11 protein-coding genes are annotated in these 17,770 nt (G+C 44.6%); 8 read left to right on the forward strand and 3 right to left on the reverse strand.

Annotated features, from left to right (window positions below; translation table 11 throughout):
- Positions 1–16 precede the first annotated feature (16 nt).
- Both ABQ275_RS08935 and ABQ275_RS08940 read left to right on the forward strand, forming a co-directional pair.
- On the forward strand, positions 17–1,144 hold the full coding sequence (locus ABQ275_RS08935) for a glycosyltransferase family 4 protein (protein WP_349317943.1): 1,128 nt from the start codon (positions 17–19) through the stop codon (positions 1,142–1,144).
- 16 nt (positions 1,145–1,160) lie between these two features.
- Entirely contained in the window at positions 1,161–1,931 is a 771-nt protein-coding gene (locus ABQ275_RS08940; protein ID WP_349317944.1) for a class I SAM-dependent methyltransferase, read from the forward strand.
- A gap of 41 nt (positions 1,932–1,972) precedes the next feature.
- Here the strand turns inward: ABQ275_RS08940 and ABQ275_RS08945 are convergent, their stop codons facing one another.
- Together ABQ275_RS08945 and ABQ275_RS08950 are read right to left on the reverse strand one after the other, a co-directional pair.
- Entirely contained in the window at positions 1,973–2,818 is an 846-nt protein-coding gene (locus ABQ275_RS08945) for a beta-1,6-N-acetylglucosaminyltransferase (protein WP_349317945.1), read from the reverse strand.
- Positions 2,819–2,828: 10 nt separating this feature from the next.
- Positions 2,829–4,166 (reverse strand): oligosaccharide flippase family protein, encoded by a 1,338-nt coding sequence (locus ABQ275_RS08950; RefSeq protein ID WP_349317946.1) that lies wholly within the window; start codon positions 4,164–4,166, stop codon positions 2,829–2,831.
- A 378-nt stretch (positions 4,167–4,544) separates the two neighbouring features.
- Between ABQ275_RS08950 and ABQ275_RS08955 the strand changes: the two genes are divergently transcribed.
- A complete protein-coding gene (locus ABQ275_RS08955) occupies positions 4,545–9,023 on the forward strand; it encodes a PKD domain-containing protein (protein ID WP_349317947.1) in 4,479 nt (1,492 codons plus the stop codon).
- Here ABQ275_RS08955 and ABQ275_RS08960 read toward each other — a convergent pair.
- Positions 9,020–10,258: a glycosyltransferase gene (locus ABQ275_RS08960; protein WP_349317948.1), complete on the reverse strand. Its 1,239-nt coding sequence runs from the start codon at positions 10,256–10,258 to the stop codon at positions 9,020–9,022. The two genes, ABQ275_RS08955 and ABQ275_RS08960, sit on opposite strands and share 4 nt — an antisense overlap.
- Positions 10,259–10,416: 158 nt before the next feature.
- Here ABQ275_RS08960 and ABQ275_RS08965 point away from each other — a divergent pair, with 158 nt between their 5' ends.
- The 5 genes from ABQ275_RS08965 to ABQ275_RS08985 all read left to right on the forward strand — a co-directional run bounded on the left by ABQ275_RS08965 (position 10,417) and on the right by ABQ275_RS08985 (position 17,762).
- Positions 10,417–11,949 (forward strand): bifunctional GNAT family N-acetyltransferase/carbon-nitrogen hydrolase family protein, encoded by a 1,533-nt coding sequence (locus ABQ275_RS08965; RefSeq protein WP_349317949.1) that lies wholly within the window; start codon positions 10,417–10,419, stop codon positions 11,947–11,949.
- A 201-nt stretch (positions 11,950–12,150) separates the two neighbouring features.
- Complete coding sequence (locus ABQ275_RS08970) at positions 12,151–12,450, forward strand: thiamine-binding protein (protein WP_349317950.1); 300 nt, start codon at positions 12,151–12,153, stop codon at positions 12,448–12,450.
- A 44-nt stretch (positions 12,451–12,494) separates the two neighbouring features.
- Entirely contained in the window at positions 12,495–12,992 is a 498-nt protein-coding gene (locus tag ABQ275_RS08975) for a PH domain-containing protein (RefSeq protein WP_349317951.1), read from the forward strand.
- A 172-nt stretch (positions 12,993–13,164) separates the two neighbouring features.
- A complete protein-coding gene (locus ABQ275_RS08980) occupies positions 13,165–16,305 on the forward strand; it encodes a SusC/RagA family TonB-linked outer membrane protein (protein WP_349317952.1) in 3,141 nt (1,046 codons plus the stop codon).
- 11 nt (positions 16,306–16,316) lie between these two features.
- Positions 16,317–17,762: a SusD/RagB family nutrient-binding outer membrane lipoprotein gene (locus ABQ275_RS08985; RefSeq protein WP_349317953.1), complete on the forward strand. Its 1,446-nt coding sequence runs from the start codon at positions 16,317–16,319 to the stop codon at positions 17,760–17,762.
- Positions 17,763–17,770 lie beyond the last annotated feature (8 nt).

Genomic DNA, 17,770 nt, shown 5'->3' on the forward strand with positions numbered 1-17,770 from the left:
GGCTCAAAGCTAAAAAATGGAACAAGAAAGAAAAATAAGGATACTGGAAACTATCCGTCAGGGAAAGATAGGAGGAGGAGAAAGCCATGTGCTGGACCTGGTGGCTTCATTGGATAAGTCGAAGTTTGAGGCAGTAGTACTTTCCTTTACAGACGGACCTATGATCAGTGCGCTTAAAGAAATGGACGTACCAGCATACGTGATTGCTAGTGAAAAGGCGTTTGATATAGGAGTATGGTTACAGGTTAAGAAATTTATAAAAGAGCAGCAGATAGATATTGTACATGTACATGGCACCCGGGCAAATACGAATATTCTCTGGGCGGCCCGTAGTCTGAAACTACCGGTTGTTTACACCATTCACGGGTGGTCTTTCCACGAGGGATTACACCCGCTGATGAAAAGGGCCAGAATTGCTGCGGAGAAGTTCATTACACGAAAAGCCCAGGTAAACATCTGTGTGTCTGATGCCAACATGACAACTGGGATAGCCGCTTTTGGCCGTTTCCATGCAATGGTGATCAAAAATGGGGTAAACCTGCAGAAATTCAATCCGGCAGCATCTTATCCGGATGTGAAAACTGCCTATGGAATACCAGCTAATCATTTGGTGGTCGGCTATATTGCGCGCATGACTCTTCAGAAGGACCCGGTGGGAATGGTCCGGGCGTTTGCTGCCGTATTGCAGCAAATACCGCGGATAACACTGCTGATGATAGGAGAGGGTGAGTTGAAACAAGCTGCTATGGCAGAGGCAAAGGCGCTGGGCATAGAAGATAATATAAAATTTGATAATTTCCGGCAAGATGTTCCTGCCGTATTGCAGTCGGTTGATATTTATTGCTTACCTTCTCTGTGGGAAGGATTTCCGATAGGAGTGCTGGAGGCAATGGCTATGGGTAAAGCGGTGATTGCAACAGACGTGGATGGAACCAGGGAAGCAGTACAGCATGATGAAAACGGTCTGCTGGTTGCTGCCAGTAATGTAGAAGCACTTACCGCTGCTATTATCCGGTTGGCAAGAGACGCGACGCTCCGGAGCAGGTTACAGCATCACGCAGCAGGAACGATTCAGTCAAAATATAATGTAGCTCAGATGACCAGGCAAATAGAATCCGTCTATCATCAGCTTTTTCACCAATAGTTTATTGAATTCTATTATGACACAGTCAGCAATTACATATGAATATGAGCGTATTGCAGATATTAAACGCTTAAACTTTATCACAGATAGCTTGCAGAAGGAAATTCCTGCCAACGGAACTGTATTGGATGTAGGTTGTGGAAATGGTGTGATCAGCCGGCATCTCGGCCAGTTTGGATATGTGGTGTTGGGCATTGATATCAGCCAGAAAACCATTGATGTAGCACGTAGCAAAAATACATTGCCCAATGTAAAATTTGAGGCGATCAGCGCGGAGCAACTGACGGCAAGTGGACAGACATATGATGCCGTTATATGTAGCGAAGTACTGGAACATCTGCATCATCCTGAAGTACTGCTGCGAACAATTTATGCCTCACTGAAAGATGGTGGTACCCTGGTTGTTACAGTGCCTAATGGCAACGGTCCCCGCGAAGTGTGTGTAACAAAGCCAATGCTGAAAGCCCGCAATAACCCTGGGCTATGGTCATTTATTAACAATGTTAAAAAAGCACTGGGTTTTAAAGGAACCACTGTACAGTCACAGGCTGATAATCTGGATCATGTGCAGTTCTTTTCCCGTAAAGACCTTGAGCAGCTTGCCAACGCGAATGACTTTGAGATTATCCGTTTTGCCAAAACAAATTTTGTAGAAGATGTATTTCCGTTTTCTCTTTTTACTAAAAGGGTGAAAGCGTTACAGACACTGGATTGCAAGGTGGCGGAGCTGTTGCCTTACAGTTTTACCGGTGGTTTTAACACGTTGTGGAAAAAAACAACGCGCTAACAATGATTGAAAGTGTACAGATGTGAACCACCTGTACACTTTCAATCACTTATGATAAGGGTGTCTATTTTGTCTAGTAGGCCGGGGCTATGATCCTGGTCAAACTTACGGGCAAATAGTTTATCTGACAGCATCATGGCATCCATATCTTCCATCCCCAATAATTTCGGATTTGCTTTGCCTTCGGACCAGTCAATGTAATGCAGATTGTGACCAGCAATCTGATGCTGGTACTCGCTGTTCATTAATATCGTCTGGAAAATAAATTCGTCCGCTCCCCAGGATAGTTTATAGAAGCGCCTTAGCTCAGGATGTTGTTGCTCATACTCTATGCAATATTTCACACAATCCTGTGTAAGTGTCCACCATACGGAGCCGCTATAAAATGTATGTCCTAAAGGTGCTTTGCGTTTTGGTAGAATTTTGTTTAGATATTCAGCCAACCGGTATTTGCCAGGAAAGTTGTAGTCTACGAAATGGTACTGTTCTACTTTGGAAATAGTACGTCGTAGCTCGTCTTCATTTATAATATCCATGAATTGGATATTATGTTGTGAATAAAGATAGTTATGGATGGCGACGGCTGATTTTAAAGGATAGTCTTGTCCGCTGAGTTGTGTAATATATGCATATTGCCGGCCGGAAGCAATCACGGAGGCCATGCTATTTAAAGTAGCCTGTATAAGGCCCCATCCGGCCCAGGTAACATTAACCCTTTTCTTTACAAGATACACCTGTGGTAAAGTCATTACCTGCTGCCAGTCTGCCAGGTCACACTTCGCATCAATATGTATGTAACAGTCAATATCGGGATGTGCAAGCCGGTGTAGTAACCGTTCCAGTTGTGCCGGATTTTTATGCGCCTGGATGATAAATGCAATACTCATATTATAACTGTTATTTAACGATAGGTCGTCTGTTTATTACTTTGTTCAGCAGAATTATGCACTCCTGCCAGCCATATATCCAGATATCCTTAATACGCACATCCAGGTGTTTTTTCAAATAGTAATATCCGAAAGCTACTGCAAAAATAATGTTCACGAAGGAAGATAGTGCCACCGATCTTATGTCTGCAAAGAAATAAACAAACAGCACGTCGCATACGATATTTAATAATAGTTTCAGAAAATTTTTATAAAAATTGATACCGGGAAGGTTAATCATATCCAGGGTGACGCCAATAAACCTGTCTAATGGAAATAAAATAGCAGAGAATAAAAATATCCGGACTACATCTGTAGCACCGAGATAAGCTTTGTCGGCAAGTATAAGGATCAAAGGTTGTGTCAGGAGCAAGAGTCCTGCAATAAAAGGAATAATAAGGATGCTGACTGTACCCGTGTATCTACAAAAAGCACTGGCCACAGCTTTGAAGTCATTTTTATTGGCCGCGGCAGATATGGTAGGCTGCGCTGTTGCCACAAAACTGCGCAGGATAATTTCTATCACCTCCATGAACTTTTGTGGAATACTGTAGATGGCTACTGCTGCAGGGTTCATCATGGTCCTGATCACCAGGTTATCCGAATAACTGATGAGGGAAGATGATACCATACTCCCTACAATTAACCTACCATAGCGGTAAAGTTCTACTGCATGTTCACGTGTACGGAAATAGAGGGAATGTATTTTTGTCCATTTATAGAAAAGACAATAAATACTTGTCAGCGCCATAGAAATGCAATATGCGTATAATGCGTAGGGTAGTGAGATTCGGTGCAGTAGGTATAATGCGCCGAGCAGCAAGAGAAAGGAACCATTTTGCACCAGCCTGATCTGTACAATTTTATCAAACCTGTGCTGTGCCTGTAATATCCAGGAGGCAAAGTTCCACGGGAGCGATAAAACTGCCAATATGCCTATCCAGCCGATAAAAAGATGCCAGGCATCATTGAGGAAGGGGTAGGCGGCAAAAAACACGATGAATGACAAAAGAAGGTACCCTAATGTAACTGTGAGGGAAATATACCAGGCGGCACCTGTTACTTTACGACCAGTTTCTTCTTCCACGCCAGCATAAAACTTTATGATACCGGATTGCAAGAGTCCTGTACGTATCTGATCCATGATACCATAGGAAGCGATAAATAATACCCATTCCCCAAAATCAGGGAGCGATAAAGTTCTTACCAGTAATGCAAAGGAAAGTACGTTAAAAAAAGCAGTTACCAGGTTACCTAATAATGAATGAAAATGCCTGTTACGAATGGTTGCCAGTAGACCAGAAGCCATGAATTATAATTAATTAAATAATTAAATAAATTACTGGTTCTTGACAGGATATAGATAAAAGCAGGTGTATAAAGGGTAAAATAATATTATATACTATAAGATGGTATTTAATATATTTGGGTGCAATATACGTTTTTAATGCTAAATTAATAGTAAAATTTATTCTACAGTTAGCTAGTAGAAGGGTGTTTACAAATTTGTTTTAAATATAATTTATTATAAAAAATAATACATATAAATATTTTTCACTATTTGTAGTTAAAAAAACCTTTTATTTGCAAAGTATTGCTTACAGGATAAACAGACGGGCAAAAGAAACTGGTTCCGATATTAAGCAGCAACGATATCTCATTTCTTTTACGAAAAGCCTAAGTTATTGTGAAACAATTTTACTCTATAAAGTTAGCAAGCTACTTTATACCCCTATTTGTTTTTTTTCTATATTTCCCTGTTGCCGCACAGCAGGTTGCCAGGAGTATCCCCATAGGAACTATTGATAATAACAACATTACAGGCTTTTATGAATATCTTCCTGCTGCATATACAAATAATCCTACTGCAAAATATCCTATTATCATCTTCTTGCATGGCAGTGGTGAATTGGCGGGACCAACAGTACCGTTATCGGCTGTTTTGAAAAATGGTATTCCCAATCTGATACAAAATGGCACCTTTCCTGCTTCATTTACTTCCAATAATCAACAGTTTTCATTTATAGTTATCACGCCACAGTTTATCAATGCACCAGAACCTAATAATATTTACCAGTTTTTAAACTATCTCAAGACACAATACCGGATCGATGAATCACGTATTTATTTGACCGGCTTAAGTATGGGCGGTGGTGCTGTATGGGGAGCAATTTCGAAAGATGCAGAAAAAGCCAAACAATTTGCTGCGGCGCTAATTGTATGTGGTAACTGGAATTCAGATGATACGCCGGATCTACCAGGTGTTGTTGCGAAAAATAATACACCCGTATGGGCATTACATAATGAGAGCGATCCCACAGTAAGTTCACAATTTTCCAAAAGCTGGGTGAGTAGAATAAATTCAACTGTTCCTGCACCCAACCCGTTGGCAAAACTGACGATATTTCCGGTAAGTGGCCATGATGCCTGGTCTATGGCTTACGACCCTGTTAAAATGAAAAAGGATTATGGAATGAACGTGTACGAATGGATGCTGCAATACTCAAAAGGCGCCACTGTACCTCCTCCCGTAACGCCTCCGCCACCAGCCACCGGCACAGGAAAGCGCATCGTAGTACAGCCCTCCAGCGGAAGGCAGATTTATTACAATGATGCCATGAAAAACCTCAATATCAGCCCAGGTGATACCCTTTGTATTCCGGCAGGAGATTATGAGTTTATTCAGTTTGGCAAATTAGCGGGCACCGCTGAGAAACCGATTGTAATCACCAACTGTGGAGGCCAGGTAAGGGTAGGAGTAAATAGCTCTGCTACTGCTGCGGCCTTTGTTTTTTCTACCTGTAGTTATTTTAAACTGGAAGGCACAGGTGATGCTGGTACCAAATACGGTTTTGATGTAAACGGTACCAATAAACAAGGGGAGAAAATGTTCGGACTGTTTTTTGGTGATGGTACCACCGATTTTGATGCGCACCACATTTTTGTTCATGATGCCAGTATGTTTGTACAGGCTAAAACACTGCAAACATGCGCCCATCCGGAATGGCTGGAAGGGTCTTTCGTTATGCGCAATGTTAAGATACATGATCTCCTCTGCCGGAACTCTACCTGGGAGGGCTTCTATATAGGTAATACCCATTACCTTTTTAATAATGGTAGCTGTGTAGATTTAAAATCCCATCATATCGAAAATCTTGAGGTGTATAATAATGACCTGGAGAACATGGGGAGCGATGGTATTCAGATCGCCATGACAGACCTGGGAGATAATAAAGTATATAACAACCGTGTGGTTAACTACGCCATTGCGAAAAATAGTGCGCACGGTTATGGAATTATGAGTGGCGGTGGTAGTAAACTGAAAATCTATAATAATAGGGTTGATAAAGGATATAATCCCGGGATTGAGATTTTTGGTACAGGTATCAACTACGTATACAACAATGTAATTTCCAATATTACCTATGAAGGGATTAATGTAACTGATAAGCTGGTATTTGACCCCGCAACAGCCTACATATATAATAACACGATTTATAATACCGGTGTAGATGGGATTAAGATATTTGCAGACCTGACAACAGTAGGACATAAACTATACAATAACCTGGTGATTGTCACCGGTACCCAATGGGATACCCCTAAAATGGGTTATTATATTAAGGGGTCCAATCCAATTAAAGTTGACTTTGCATTAGATAATAATTTGAGTTTTAAAACAGCAGCCGAGGCAGGTATCGCAGATGCAGCAAATGGTAATTTCCGGTTGACGAGCAGCTCCAAAGCAATTAATACAGGTAGGGATATGCAGGACCTGGGTCTGATGAATGACTGGGAGAATACACCCCGGCCACAAGGAGGCAAGTATGACGTGGGGGCTTTTGAATCAAAAGATGGACAAAACAATATTACACCCACTGCGAATGCCGGAAAGGACCTCGTTATTTCTTTGCCGGTTACTACTGTCAAACTTGATGCCTCAGCTTCCACTGATGCAGATGGAAATATAATTACCTATGCCTGGAAGAAAATAAGCGGCCCCGCTGCCGGAAATATCAGCAGCCCCGGTGCTGTGACTACCGAAATAACCGGCTTAATTGCTGGTACTTATGTTTTTGAATTGAACGTTGCTGATGATAAGGGTGTTAGTGCCACTGATCTGGTAACGGTTACAGTGCTTTCTTCACCTGCCAGACCTCCTGTAATCAGTGTCGGTCAGGATGTTACCATTCAGTTACCCACCAGCTCCATACAGCTGGATGGAAGCAGCTCCTACGACCCTGATGGCATGATTGTTAAATACAATTGGAGTAAAATAAGCGGTCCTGCCGGTGGTACCATCACGGATAATACCCTGAGTAACACAGATGCTACTGGTATGCAGGCAGGTACTTATGTTTTTCAACTTACTATTACAAATAACGCAGGTACTACAGCTACAGCCAATATGACGGTTACCGTAAAAGGAGTAGGTGATAACAATATAGTACCTGTTGCCAATGCGGGTAGTAATATCATTATTACACTACCTGCGAGTAAAGTAACATTGGATGGCAGTACCTCCAAGGATTCCGATGGCACAATCTCCACGTGGTTATGGCAAAAGATCAGCGGCCCGGGTGCCGGTACAATCAGCAGCCCTGCTGCAAGCAAAACAGAAGTAACGGGCCTGGCAGCAGGCATCTACGTATTCCAGCTCACGGTAACAGATAATGACGGTGCTACCGCTTCAGCGCGTGTAACCGTCACCGTTAACGACGCACCGGCGCAGAATAAACCACCGGTAGCAAATGCCGGTGCAAATCAAACGGTCACCTTGCCCATATCTTCTGTAACACTGGATGGAAGCACTTCTTCCGATCCTGATGGAACAATAGCTACCTATGCGTGGAAAAAAATAAGTGGCCCAGGTGCTGGTACCATCAGCAGTCCTGCTACTAACACAACTATTGCCACCGGACTGGTAACAGGTGTCTATATATTTGAACTTACCGTAACAGATAATAATGGTGCTACTAACGCAGCACGTACAACTGTCATCGTTAACGATGCACCGGTGCAGAATAAACCACCGGTAGCGAATGCCGGTACAAATCAAACGGTCACCTTACCCATATCTTCTGTAACACTGGATGGAAGCAGTTCTTCCGATCCCGATGGAACAATAGCCACCTATGCATGGAGGAAAATAAGTGGCCCCGGTGCTGGTACAATCAACAGTTCTGCTACTAACACAACTATTGTCACCGGACTGATAACAGGTGTCTATATATTTGAACTTACCGTAACAGATAATAATGGTGCTACTAACGCAGCACGTACAACCGTCACCGTTAACGATGCACCGGCGCAGAATAAACCACCGGTAGCGAATGCCGGTACAAATCAAACGGTCACCTTACCCATATCTTCTGTAACACTGGATGGAAGCAGTTCTTCCGATCCTGATGGAACAATAGCCACCTATGCATGGAAAAAAATAAGCGGCCCCGGTGCTGGTACAATCAGCAGTCCTGCTACTAACACAACTATTGTCACCGGACTGGTAACAGGTGTCTATATATTTGAACTTACCGTAACAGATAATAAAGGTGCTACTAACGCAGCACGTACAACTGTCACCGTTAACGATGCGCCAGCAAAGCAACCCCCGGTAGCATTGGCGGGACCAACTAGAACCGTTACCTTACCCTTCAGTTTTGTTACGCTGGACGGCACAGCGTCTTATGATCCCGATGGTACCATCGCCTCTTATTTCTGGAGCCAGGTGAACGGACCGTCAAACAGCCTCATTACCGGCGCCGATAATGCCATAGCGCAGGTATCTGAGTTGAAAAAAGGAGTATATATTTTTAAATTACTGGTAAAGGATAATGACGGTCTTGCAAGTAGTACCAATACTTCTATTATCGTAAATGATTCTGATGTACATCCCCCCCAGGATTCTGTTATACATGTAGAGCTATATCCTAGCCGCGTAACTGGTAGCCAGCCCGCAAAGCTTGTTGTCAGCAATCCAACGGTGAATACAGTATGGATCAGCATTTATAATATAAAAGGCATGCTGGAGATGACAGCATCTTATCCACTCAACGGAACCTTCTCTACCAACCTCGATCTGGGGTCTTTAGAGACTGGTATTCACATCATAAATGTGAAAGGTGATAATGGATATAAATGGGCAGGAAAAGTGGTGAAATATTAAGAGTTATGGGGTGTCAACGTTTCCGTCGCACCCTTTGTTTTTTCTTCATACTCCGAGATAGCTTTATAGATAGCAGCGGTCGAATTTTCCCAGGTGTGTGATAGGGCAAATTCCCTGCGTGATCCTGCGAGTGCTGTATTGTTTTCCGCCAAGGCCTTCTCTGCCATCGATATATAGGAAGCAACATTGTCAGCCAGGTACACATAATCACGAAAAAGCTCCATAGTTGGTGTACGTGTGGCCAGTACTGGCTTGCCCATCGCCAGGTATTCATCTACTTTCAGTGGATAGTTGCCCACTGTAAGATCATTTACCAACTGTGGGTTCATGCAGATATCAAAATAATGGACATAGGCCGGTAGCATGTTCATCGGTTTACCACCTGTAAAATGTACATTGGGTAAATGATGTAGCTGAGATCTCCGGAAATCCTCATCTTCATTACCAACCAGTACAAATTGCCATTCCGGTTTTGTTTCCGCCATTTTTACCAGCAGGGAAATATCCAGTCTTAAGCTGGTGAGCGCCCCCACATATCCTATAATAGTGCCGGAGATGCTGTTAATGTCAGCAGGTCTTTCGTATAATTTATCCGGGTTGAAAAGATTAAGATCACATCCCTGTCCCACGTAATAACTGTTAGGGTTATACGATTTCATGCGTTCGGTAAGGTATAATGAGTTAGCTACACCTACATCTGCTTTGGCAATATGTTGTGGCTCAATCTTTTCTCCGTGCTTTTTCCAGTAATCCACCGCCAGTAGGTAGTCCCGGCTATAATACACATATACCGAAGGCTGAAGTAATTCTTTTAAATGAAAACCCCGGAAAATGTCATTGTCGTTAAACAGAATAATGTTTTTGAACCCCAGCTCCCGGGTAGCGTCCTGGATACTTTTGGCAAAGCGCCGATTATTAATCTTGTTGAAAACAGCAAACAGGGAAGTGGATGGGAGCCAGTTGATAGACTCCATTATCGTTAATGGGTAAAAATTCCAGAGATTTTCAGCGATCTTTACAAGTGCCGGTTCTTTACCATTCATCACCTGTTGATGGTGTTGCACATCGGGATTGTTCTTTTCCGTCATGACCGTCCGCCGGTCCAGTGGAACATTCACATACAGCACACGGTTGTTTTTGGCAAACTCCTGGGCAATATTTTTGCAGTTGCTCCCAATTTTAGTATACCATGGCTGTAAACCAACGATTACGATATCCCGGTTATGAATGCGCATAATGATCACAAAGTTGAATGAAAAATGGCGGTTGTTCAGAGGAAGGATGAGTAAAATTCAATTGCGGGTGTAAAAGTAACTAAAATAGGCTAGGTAGAGCAAATAAACTTTATTTCCGCTGAAAAAAGGTAACTTAATTGCTGAATAATCAGATTCTTATGTCAGAAACAGTAGAAATCAGAATGCTCACAGCAGAGGATTATTTTGACCTCAAGGAATCAATGGTATCTGCTTATGCAGATATGGCTGGAAGCTATTGGCGGGAGCCTACTATCCAACGGCTGATCAAATTATTTCCGGAAGGACAGATAGCCGTTACCGTTAATGACAAAGTGGTAGGATGTGCATTGGCTATTATAGTGGACTATGAAAAATTCGGAGATAGTCATACTTATGAACAGATCACCGGTTATTATACTTTTAACACGCATAATCCCAAAGGAGATATTTTATATGGGATAGAAGTATTTGTACATCCCGACTTCCGGGGCAAACGACTGGCCCGCCGCCTGTATGATGCCCGCAAAAATCTCTGCGAGCAACTCAACCTTCAGGGCATTGTGGCCGGAGGACGGATTCCCAACTATGAGAAATTTGCCGACAAGATGACTCCCAGGGAGTATATCGAGAAGGTGCAGGACAAGGAAATCTATGATCCTACGTTGACTTTCCAGTTTTCCAACGACTTCACCGTCAAGAAGATCCTGAAAAATTATCTGCCAAACGATGGCGCTTCTATGGGCTTTGCTACCTTGTTGCAGTGGTTCAATATCTATTATGAAAAAGATAGTGATACCATCCGTTACAACAAGTCAACCGTGCGTATCGGATTGGTGCAGTGGCAGATGCGGGATTACCGTACCCTGGATGTTTTTCTGCAGCAGGTAGAATTTTTCATCGATGCCGTGAGCGATTACGGGTCAGACTTTGTGGTCTTTCCGGAGCTCTTTAATGCACCGTTGATGGCGGAGTTTAACCAGCTTGATCCCGCAGGTGCTATCCGGGGCGTGGCAAAATATACAGAACGCATCCGGGAAAAATTCCAGGAACACGCGGTAGCCTATAATGTAAATATTATCTCCGGCAGTATGCCCATTGTCATCGATGAGGGGCTATATAATATATCCTACCTGTGCCGGCGGGATGGTACCTACGAGCAGTATATCAAAATTCATCCAACGCCGGGGGAAGTATCTGCCTGGGGTATTAAAGGTGGGTCGGATATCCAGGTATTTGATACCGACTGTGGTAAGGTGGGTATTCAGATCTGTTATGATGTGGAATTTCCGGAGCCTACCCGCCTTTTGGCGCAGCAGGGGATGAAGATCCTGTTTGTACCATTCATGACAGATACGCAACATGCTTACAACAGGGTACGTTTTTGTGCGCAGGCGCGTGCCGTTGAAAATGAATGTTATGTAGCCATCGCCGGATCTGTTGGCAACCTCCCCAAGGTAAATAATATGGATCTGCAGTATGCACAATCCTGTGTATTTACACCATCCGATTTTGCCTTCCCGGTAACGGGTATAAAAGCAGAATCTACTCCTAATACGGAGATGGTGGTGATCGCAGATGTGGACCTTGTTTTGCTGAAAGAACTGCATGCTTTTGGCAGTGTACAAACGATGAAGGATATACGAAATGACCTGTACGAAGTAATCAGAAAGGATGTACCGAAAAGCGTATAGCCTTTATAGTTAGTGTATTTTATTTTATTGGTTTTCAGGTAGATATGACCGACATTTACCTGCTTGCTTTAAGCAAAAGAGCACTGGTACAACCCGGTCAACCGGTTATAGCGAAACGAAAGACTCGTTTTACTTAAACTGTTTTATTAAGCTAATCATCATAATAGATTAATCATCAGTAAATTAATTAAAGAATTAAAGATGAGCAAAAAGATCAATTTAGCCCTTCAAATCATCCCTTCAGTGCCATCTGAGCAGGTATATGCGGTCGTTGATGAAGCCATCGCCGTTATCAAAGCTTCCGGTGTGAAATACAGGGTTTGTCCTTTTGAAACTGTCATGGAAGGAACCTACGAAGAGCTGATGGAAGTAGTACGGCAAACACAGGAAGTATGTTTTAAAGCAGGTGCATCCCAGTTATTGGTGTATATAAAAATGCAGATAAGAAAAGACGAGGATGTAACCATCGAAGAAAAAACCGGAAAGTATGATGCCATATAACGATTTTATACTATCTTTCTTTACGAATAAAAGGACCCTGTTTTATGCGATATGCCGCCACTTTGGATGATAACTCTAAAGTTGTCACAAATCTGATCATTATTCTGACATTGGTTATTTTATGCAGACAGATCACAGACGTTACCCATGATGCTACCGCAACAAGTATCCTGCTCTTCATCCTGATTCCCGCTATTATCATAGCCTGGTTGCTGAGTCCACGATACTATACCATAACAGCCGATGCAGTCATAATCAAAAGACCTTTCCTGTCTCTCCGGATTCCCCTGGCAGATGTTGTCAGGCTGCGGAGCATTACCGAAGAAGACCTGGGCAGCAGCAGCCGCCTGATGTGGATGGGAGGAATATTTGGCTACCTGGGCACTTACAGATCCGGCGAAATAGGTAAATACCAGCGTTGGTGTACAAACCGGGAAAGCCTCGTACTGATTGAATCCCAGTCCCGCAAGTGGGTGATCAGCCCCTCAGATGCAGACGATTTTGTAAAATCAGTAAACAGGATCATTAATGTAGTTGCCTGAATTTTTTAATAGTTAAGTAAGGGATTGTGTAGCGTTAGATTTTTTAATCAACATTATACAATCCCTTGTTGTTTATATGTCAGAATATGCTCGTAAATAGGCTTGGACACAAGGACCCTTGATGAATTGAAGTATTTTTAACCAGAATCTTTTCTAACCAAAATCTGCTGCCATGAAGTCTGTTTTCATTATGACCCTGGTGTGTCTGTTCCTGTTTCTTTCCCACACGATTTCCGCACAATCCCACATCGTCACCGGCCGCGTCAATGCTGCAGGCAATAACGATATGCTGCCCGGTGTAACCGTGCAGATAAAGGGGGGCGCACAAGGCACCATTACCGGCACCGACGGCGCCTACCGGATACAGGTACCCTCCGGTAATACCATCCTGGTATTTAGCTTTGTAGGCTATTTATCGCAGGAAGTACCGGTAAACAACCGTACCGCTATCGACGTACTGCTCCAGGCAGATTCCCGTAACCTTGATCAGGTTGTTGTAACGGCCATGGGTATCCGAAAAGAAAAACGCGCCCTGGGATACGCCGTGCAGGATGTTTCCGGCGCGGATATTACCGAGTCCAGGCAACCCAATGTGGTCAATGCTCTCCAGGGCAAAGTAGCCGGTGTGCAAATTTCCAGCACCGGCGGCGCTCCCGGTCAGGGCTCCCGTATCATCATCCGGGGCATCAACTCACTCGACCCCACCCGGAATAACCAGCCCCTGTTTGTGGTAGATGGTATCACCATCGACAATGATTCCTATACTACCGGCGGCGCTGAAACCAGGGGTATGAGCAACCGTGCGGCCGATATTAACCCCGATGATATCGAAAGCGTTTCTGTACTGAAAGGCGGCGCGGCCACCGCACTGTATGGCTTGCGTGCTGCCAGTGGCGCCGTTATCATCACCACTAAATCAGGCAAAGCCGGCCGGCTGCGGGTAAACTTTACCACCAGCGCAGGCTTCGACAGGGTAGGCAAAACACCCGATGTACAAAACAAATACAGCCAGGGCAACAACGGTGAATATGATAACCAGAGCTTCTGGCCCTCATGGGGACCCACCGTAGAAGATGCCCGCAAACTGGACCCCACTCATCCGGCGGAACTGTACGATAATTACAAACAAGCCTATAACACCGGTAGCCAGTTCCGTAATTCACTGAGTATGAGCGGTGGAACAGAAAAAGCCGTATATGCGGCCTCGTTATCCCAATTCAATCAGAATGGGATCATTCCTTTCAGCAACTATAAAAACTATTCCGCCCGCGTAAACGGAGATCTCAGGTTCAGCGAAAAAATCAGAATGGGTGTTTCCCTGAATTATATCAACTCCGGTGGTAACCACGCCAATTTTGACCGCTACGGCGAACAAATCATTTACTGGTCACCCCGCTGGAACCTGCGTGACTATATCAAACCGGATGGTACCCAGCAAACATACGGCGCCACCGATAACCCCATGTACACCTTGTACAGCAACCGCTTTGAAGATAATGTGAACCGCCTCATAGGAAATGTCAACATCACTTATTCCCCCTTTAAATGGCTGGATATACTCTACCGGGCCGGTACCGATTTCTACACGGATGCCCGCACCCATGCTGCACCGGGTTTCAAAGGGATAGCCGGAGAAGTGGTGAGTACGGACAACGGATATGGTTTTGTAGATGAGTATTCCCTCAATCAGCGGTCGCTCAGCTCCACCCTGATCCTCAACTTCAAAAATAATATTAACTCCAGGCTCACTTCTGATCTCAAACTGGGACATGATCTGTATGACAAGAAAATAAAACGTGTTTCAACAGAAGGAGATACACTGGATGTACCCGACCTGCTGATCATGCAGAATGCCAAGAAAGTGGTGGCCAGCCAGTACCTGGAAAACTATTACCTCGTGGGTCTTTTCGGCGACTGGACCCTGTCATGGGATCGCTGGTTGTATCTCACCCTTTCCGGCAGAACAGATATCAGTTCCACTTTACCGGAAAACAACCGTGCTTTCTTTTATCCTTCTGTCAGTCTTGCCTATGTATTTACCGAACATCTCAAAATTCCTGAACACATTTTATCATATGGCAAATTAAGAGCCTCCTGGGCAAGGGTCGGTAAAGATGCTACGCCCTATAATACTGGATCAGGCTACATTCCGCTGGCTGATGGCCCCATAGATAACACGGTGATAGGCTGGACCCGTGCCGACCGGCTGGGGGATGTCTCCCTGAAACCGGAGTTTACCAACACGCTTGAAGTGGGCACGGAATTGCGTTTCTGGAATAATCGTATAGGCGTTGACTTTGCCTGGTATACTTCCAAAAGTACCGACCTGCTGATACCCGTAAAACTTTCCAGCGCCACCGGTTATGAAGATTATTATACCAATGCCGGTTCTATCCGTAACAGGGGTATTGAGTTATCGTTGAATGGAACGCTGATAAAAAGCAAACAGTTCCAATGGGATATGCGCATTAATTATTCGACAAACAAGAATGAAGTGCTGAGTATTGGTAAAGGTTTACAGGAAGTGGTGGTAGGCGACCAGTTTGGATACGCCGGTTCTACCGCTACCATGAAGTATCTTCCAGGTTATCCGGTGGGGGCTATCTTCGGCACCAGCTACCTGCGTTATTATCCCGCAGGACAAAGTGATAATGGCGTAGATATAGATTACAGCCGCCCCATTCAGATTGCGCAGAGCGGAAGTCAGGCAGGTTTTCCGATGATCAATTCTGCCCAGAAGTATCTGGGCAATTCTCAGCCCAGATGGATGGGCAGTATCAGTAATAGCTTCAGTTATGGTCCCCTGAGTTTTTCTTTTTTGATAGATACCCGGCAGGGCGTGAAGAAATATAATCAACTGGCCAACTTTATGGCGGCCTTCGGAGAATCCGCGTTTACTGCCAACCGCTTTGATCAGGTTACCTTCCCCGGCGTGTATGCGGATGGCACTCCCAATACGCAGAAAGTATACCTGCAACAGGCAGAGGGGCCTGATGGCCGTAATTATGGCGCAGGCTACTACCGTAATGTGTACAGGGGCGTGACAGAAAACTTTGTTGAAAATGCTTCCTGGGTCCGGTTACGCAACGTCAGCTTTTCCTACCAGTTGCCACCGGATTTGTTGTCCCGTACGCACCTGATTACCGCTGCATCGATTACACTTACCGGTAATAATCTGCTGCTGCATACTGATTACACCGGCTTTGATCCGGAGTCCAGCTCTAATTATGCCGGTAGTAATGTGGACGCCTTCGCCGGATTCACGTATCCGGCTACACGTAGTTTCCTGGCTTCCCTTAACGTAACCTTCTAAATCAGCTGATCATGAAAAGTACGCACACCATATTATATATAGTAAAACAGGAAAGCAGTTATTTAAAATTATGTTGTCTGCTGATACTGGCATTATGCTTCGCCGGTTGTAAAAAAGAACTGGACATCAATAACAATCCCAATCAGGCAGAGGTGCCACCACTCAATGGTCTGCTGGCGTCAGCTACTTATAATACCTCGTACAATGTATACAAGGTGAGTAATATCACTTCCTACTTTGTGCAGTACCTGGCTTCCCCTAACGCAAACGGGGCTTCAGATACTTATGAAGCTACCGACTACAGCACCACCTGGCAGTCGCTCTATGACAACATGACCGATATCCACGACCTCATAGAACAGGCCACTGAAGCAGGTGCTACGCAACATGTAGGCGCCGCGGAAGTGATGATGGCCATCAACCTGGAAATGCTGAACGACCTGTGGGGCACGGTGCCCTATACCCAGGCATTCAACATCAGTATCCTGCAACCTGGCTATACACCTGATGACAGCGTTTATCTTCAGTGCCTGGCGCTGCTGGATGATGGGATTGCCCAACTGGAAAAGGCGGGTTCCTTATATGAACTGGACCCCGTGAAAGACCTGCTGCATGGCGGCAAGGTAAGTGCCTGGATAAAAACAGGGTATACCGTAAAAGCCCGGATATTAAACCATCTTACCAAAAAAACGACCTACGATGCGACGGCTGTACTGGCAGCTATCGCCAACGCATATACGAGCAATAGTGATGACGCGCAGTTGCAACGTTTTCAGTCGCTCAGTCCCTGGAACCAGGCTGCGGTTAATAATGCCAATAACTCCCTGGACGGCTGGCTCAGTACCAATTTTGTAGATGCTATGAATGGAAATACGTATGGCGTATTTGATCCGCGTTTGCCGATGATTACAGATACTACCAGGTTCGGAGATTATCGGGGTACCCTCAATGGCGCGGGCCGGATAGGATCAGGTACGGATGCGGAGGAATGCTATCTCTCGCAAGTGGGCTTCTACTCAAAGGGAGGTGCCCCCTTGTTGGTGGCTACTAACGCCGAATGCCGCTTCATCGAGGCGGAAGCTGCTTTCCGCAATGGTAACAAACCACTTGCTTACCAGGCTTACCTCCGCGGTATCTCCGCCAATATGGACAAGATCGGTGTAGATACTGTGCTGCGAAATGCCTACATCAACAACCCGGTGGTGGGTGTAGGAGCCGGAAATATTACCCTGGCACTGATCCTGAAAGAAAAGTATGCTGCACAATTCCTGCATCCTGATACCTGGAACGATGCACGCCGCTATGACTACCAATACAAGGATTTCCACCTGCCGGTAAATGCACAGCTAACTACTTTTATCAGAAGAGTTGCTTTTCCCGATACAGAAAAAAGCCGCAACAACGGCAATGTACCGAGTGTAACCCTGACGGACAATATATGGTGGGACCATGATTAAAAGATTAT

It is taken from the genome of Chitinophaga sp. MM2321, assembly GCF_964033635.1.
Taxonomy (GTDB): domain Bacteria; phylum Bacteroidota; class Bacteroidia; order Chitinophagales; family Chitinophagaceae; genus Chitinophaga.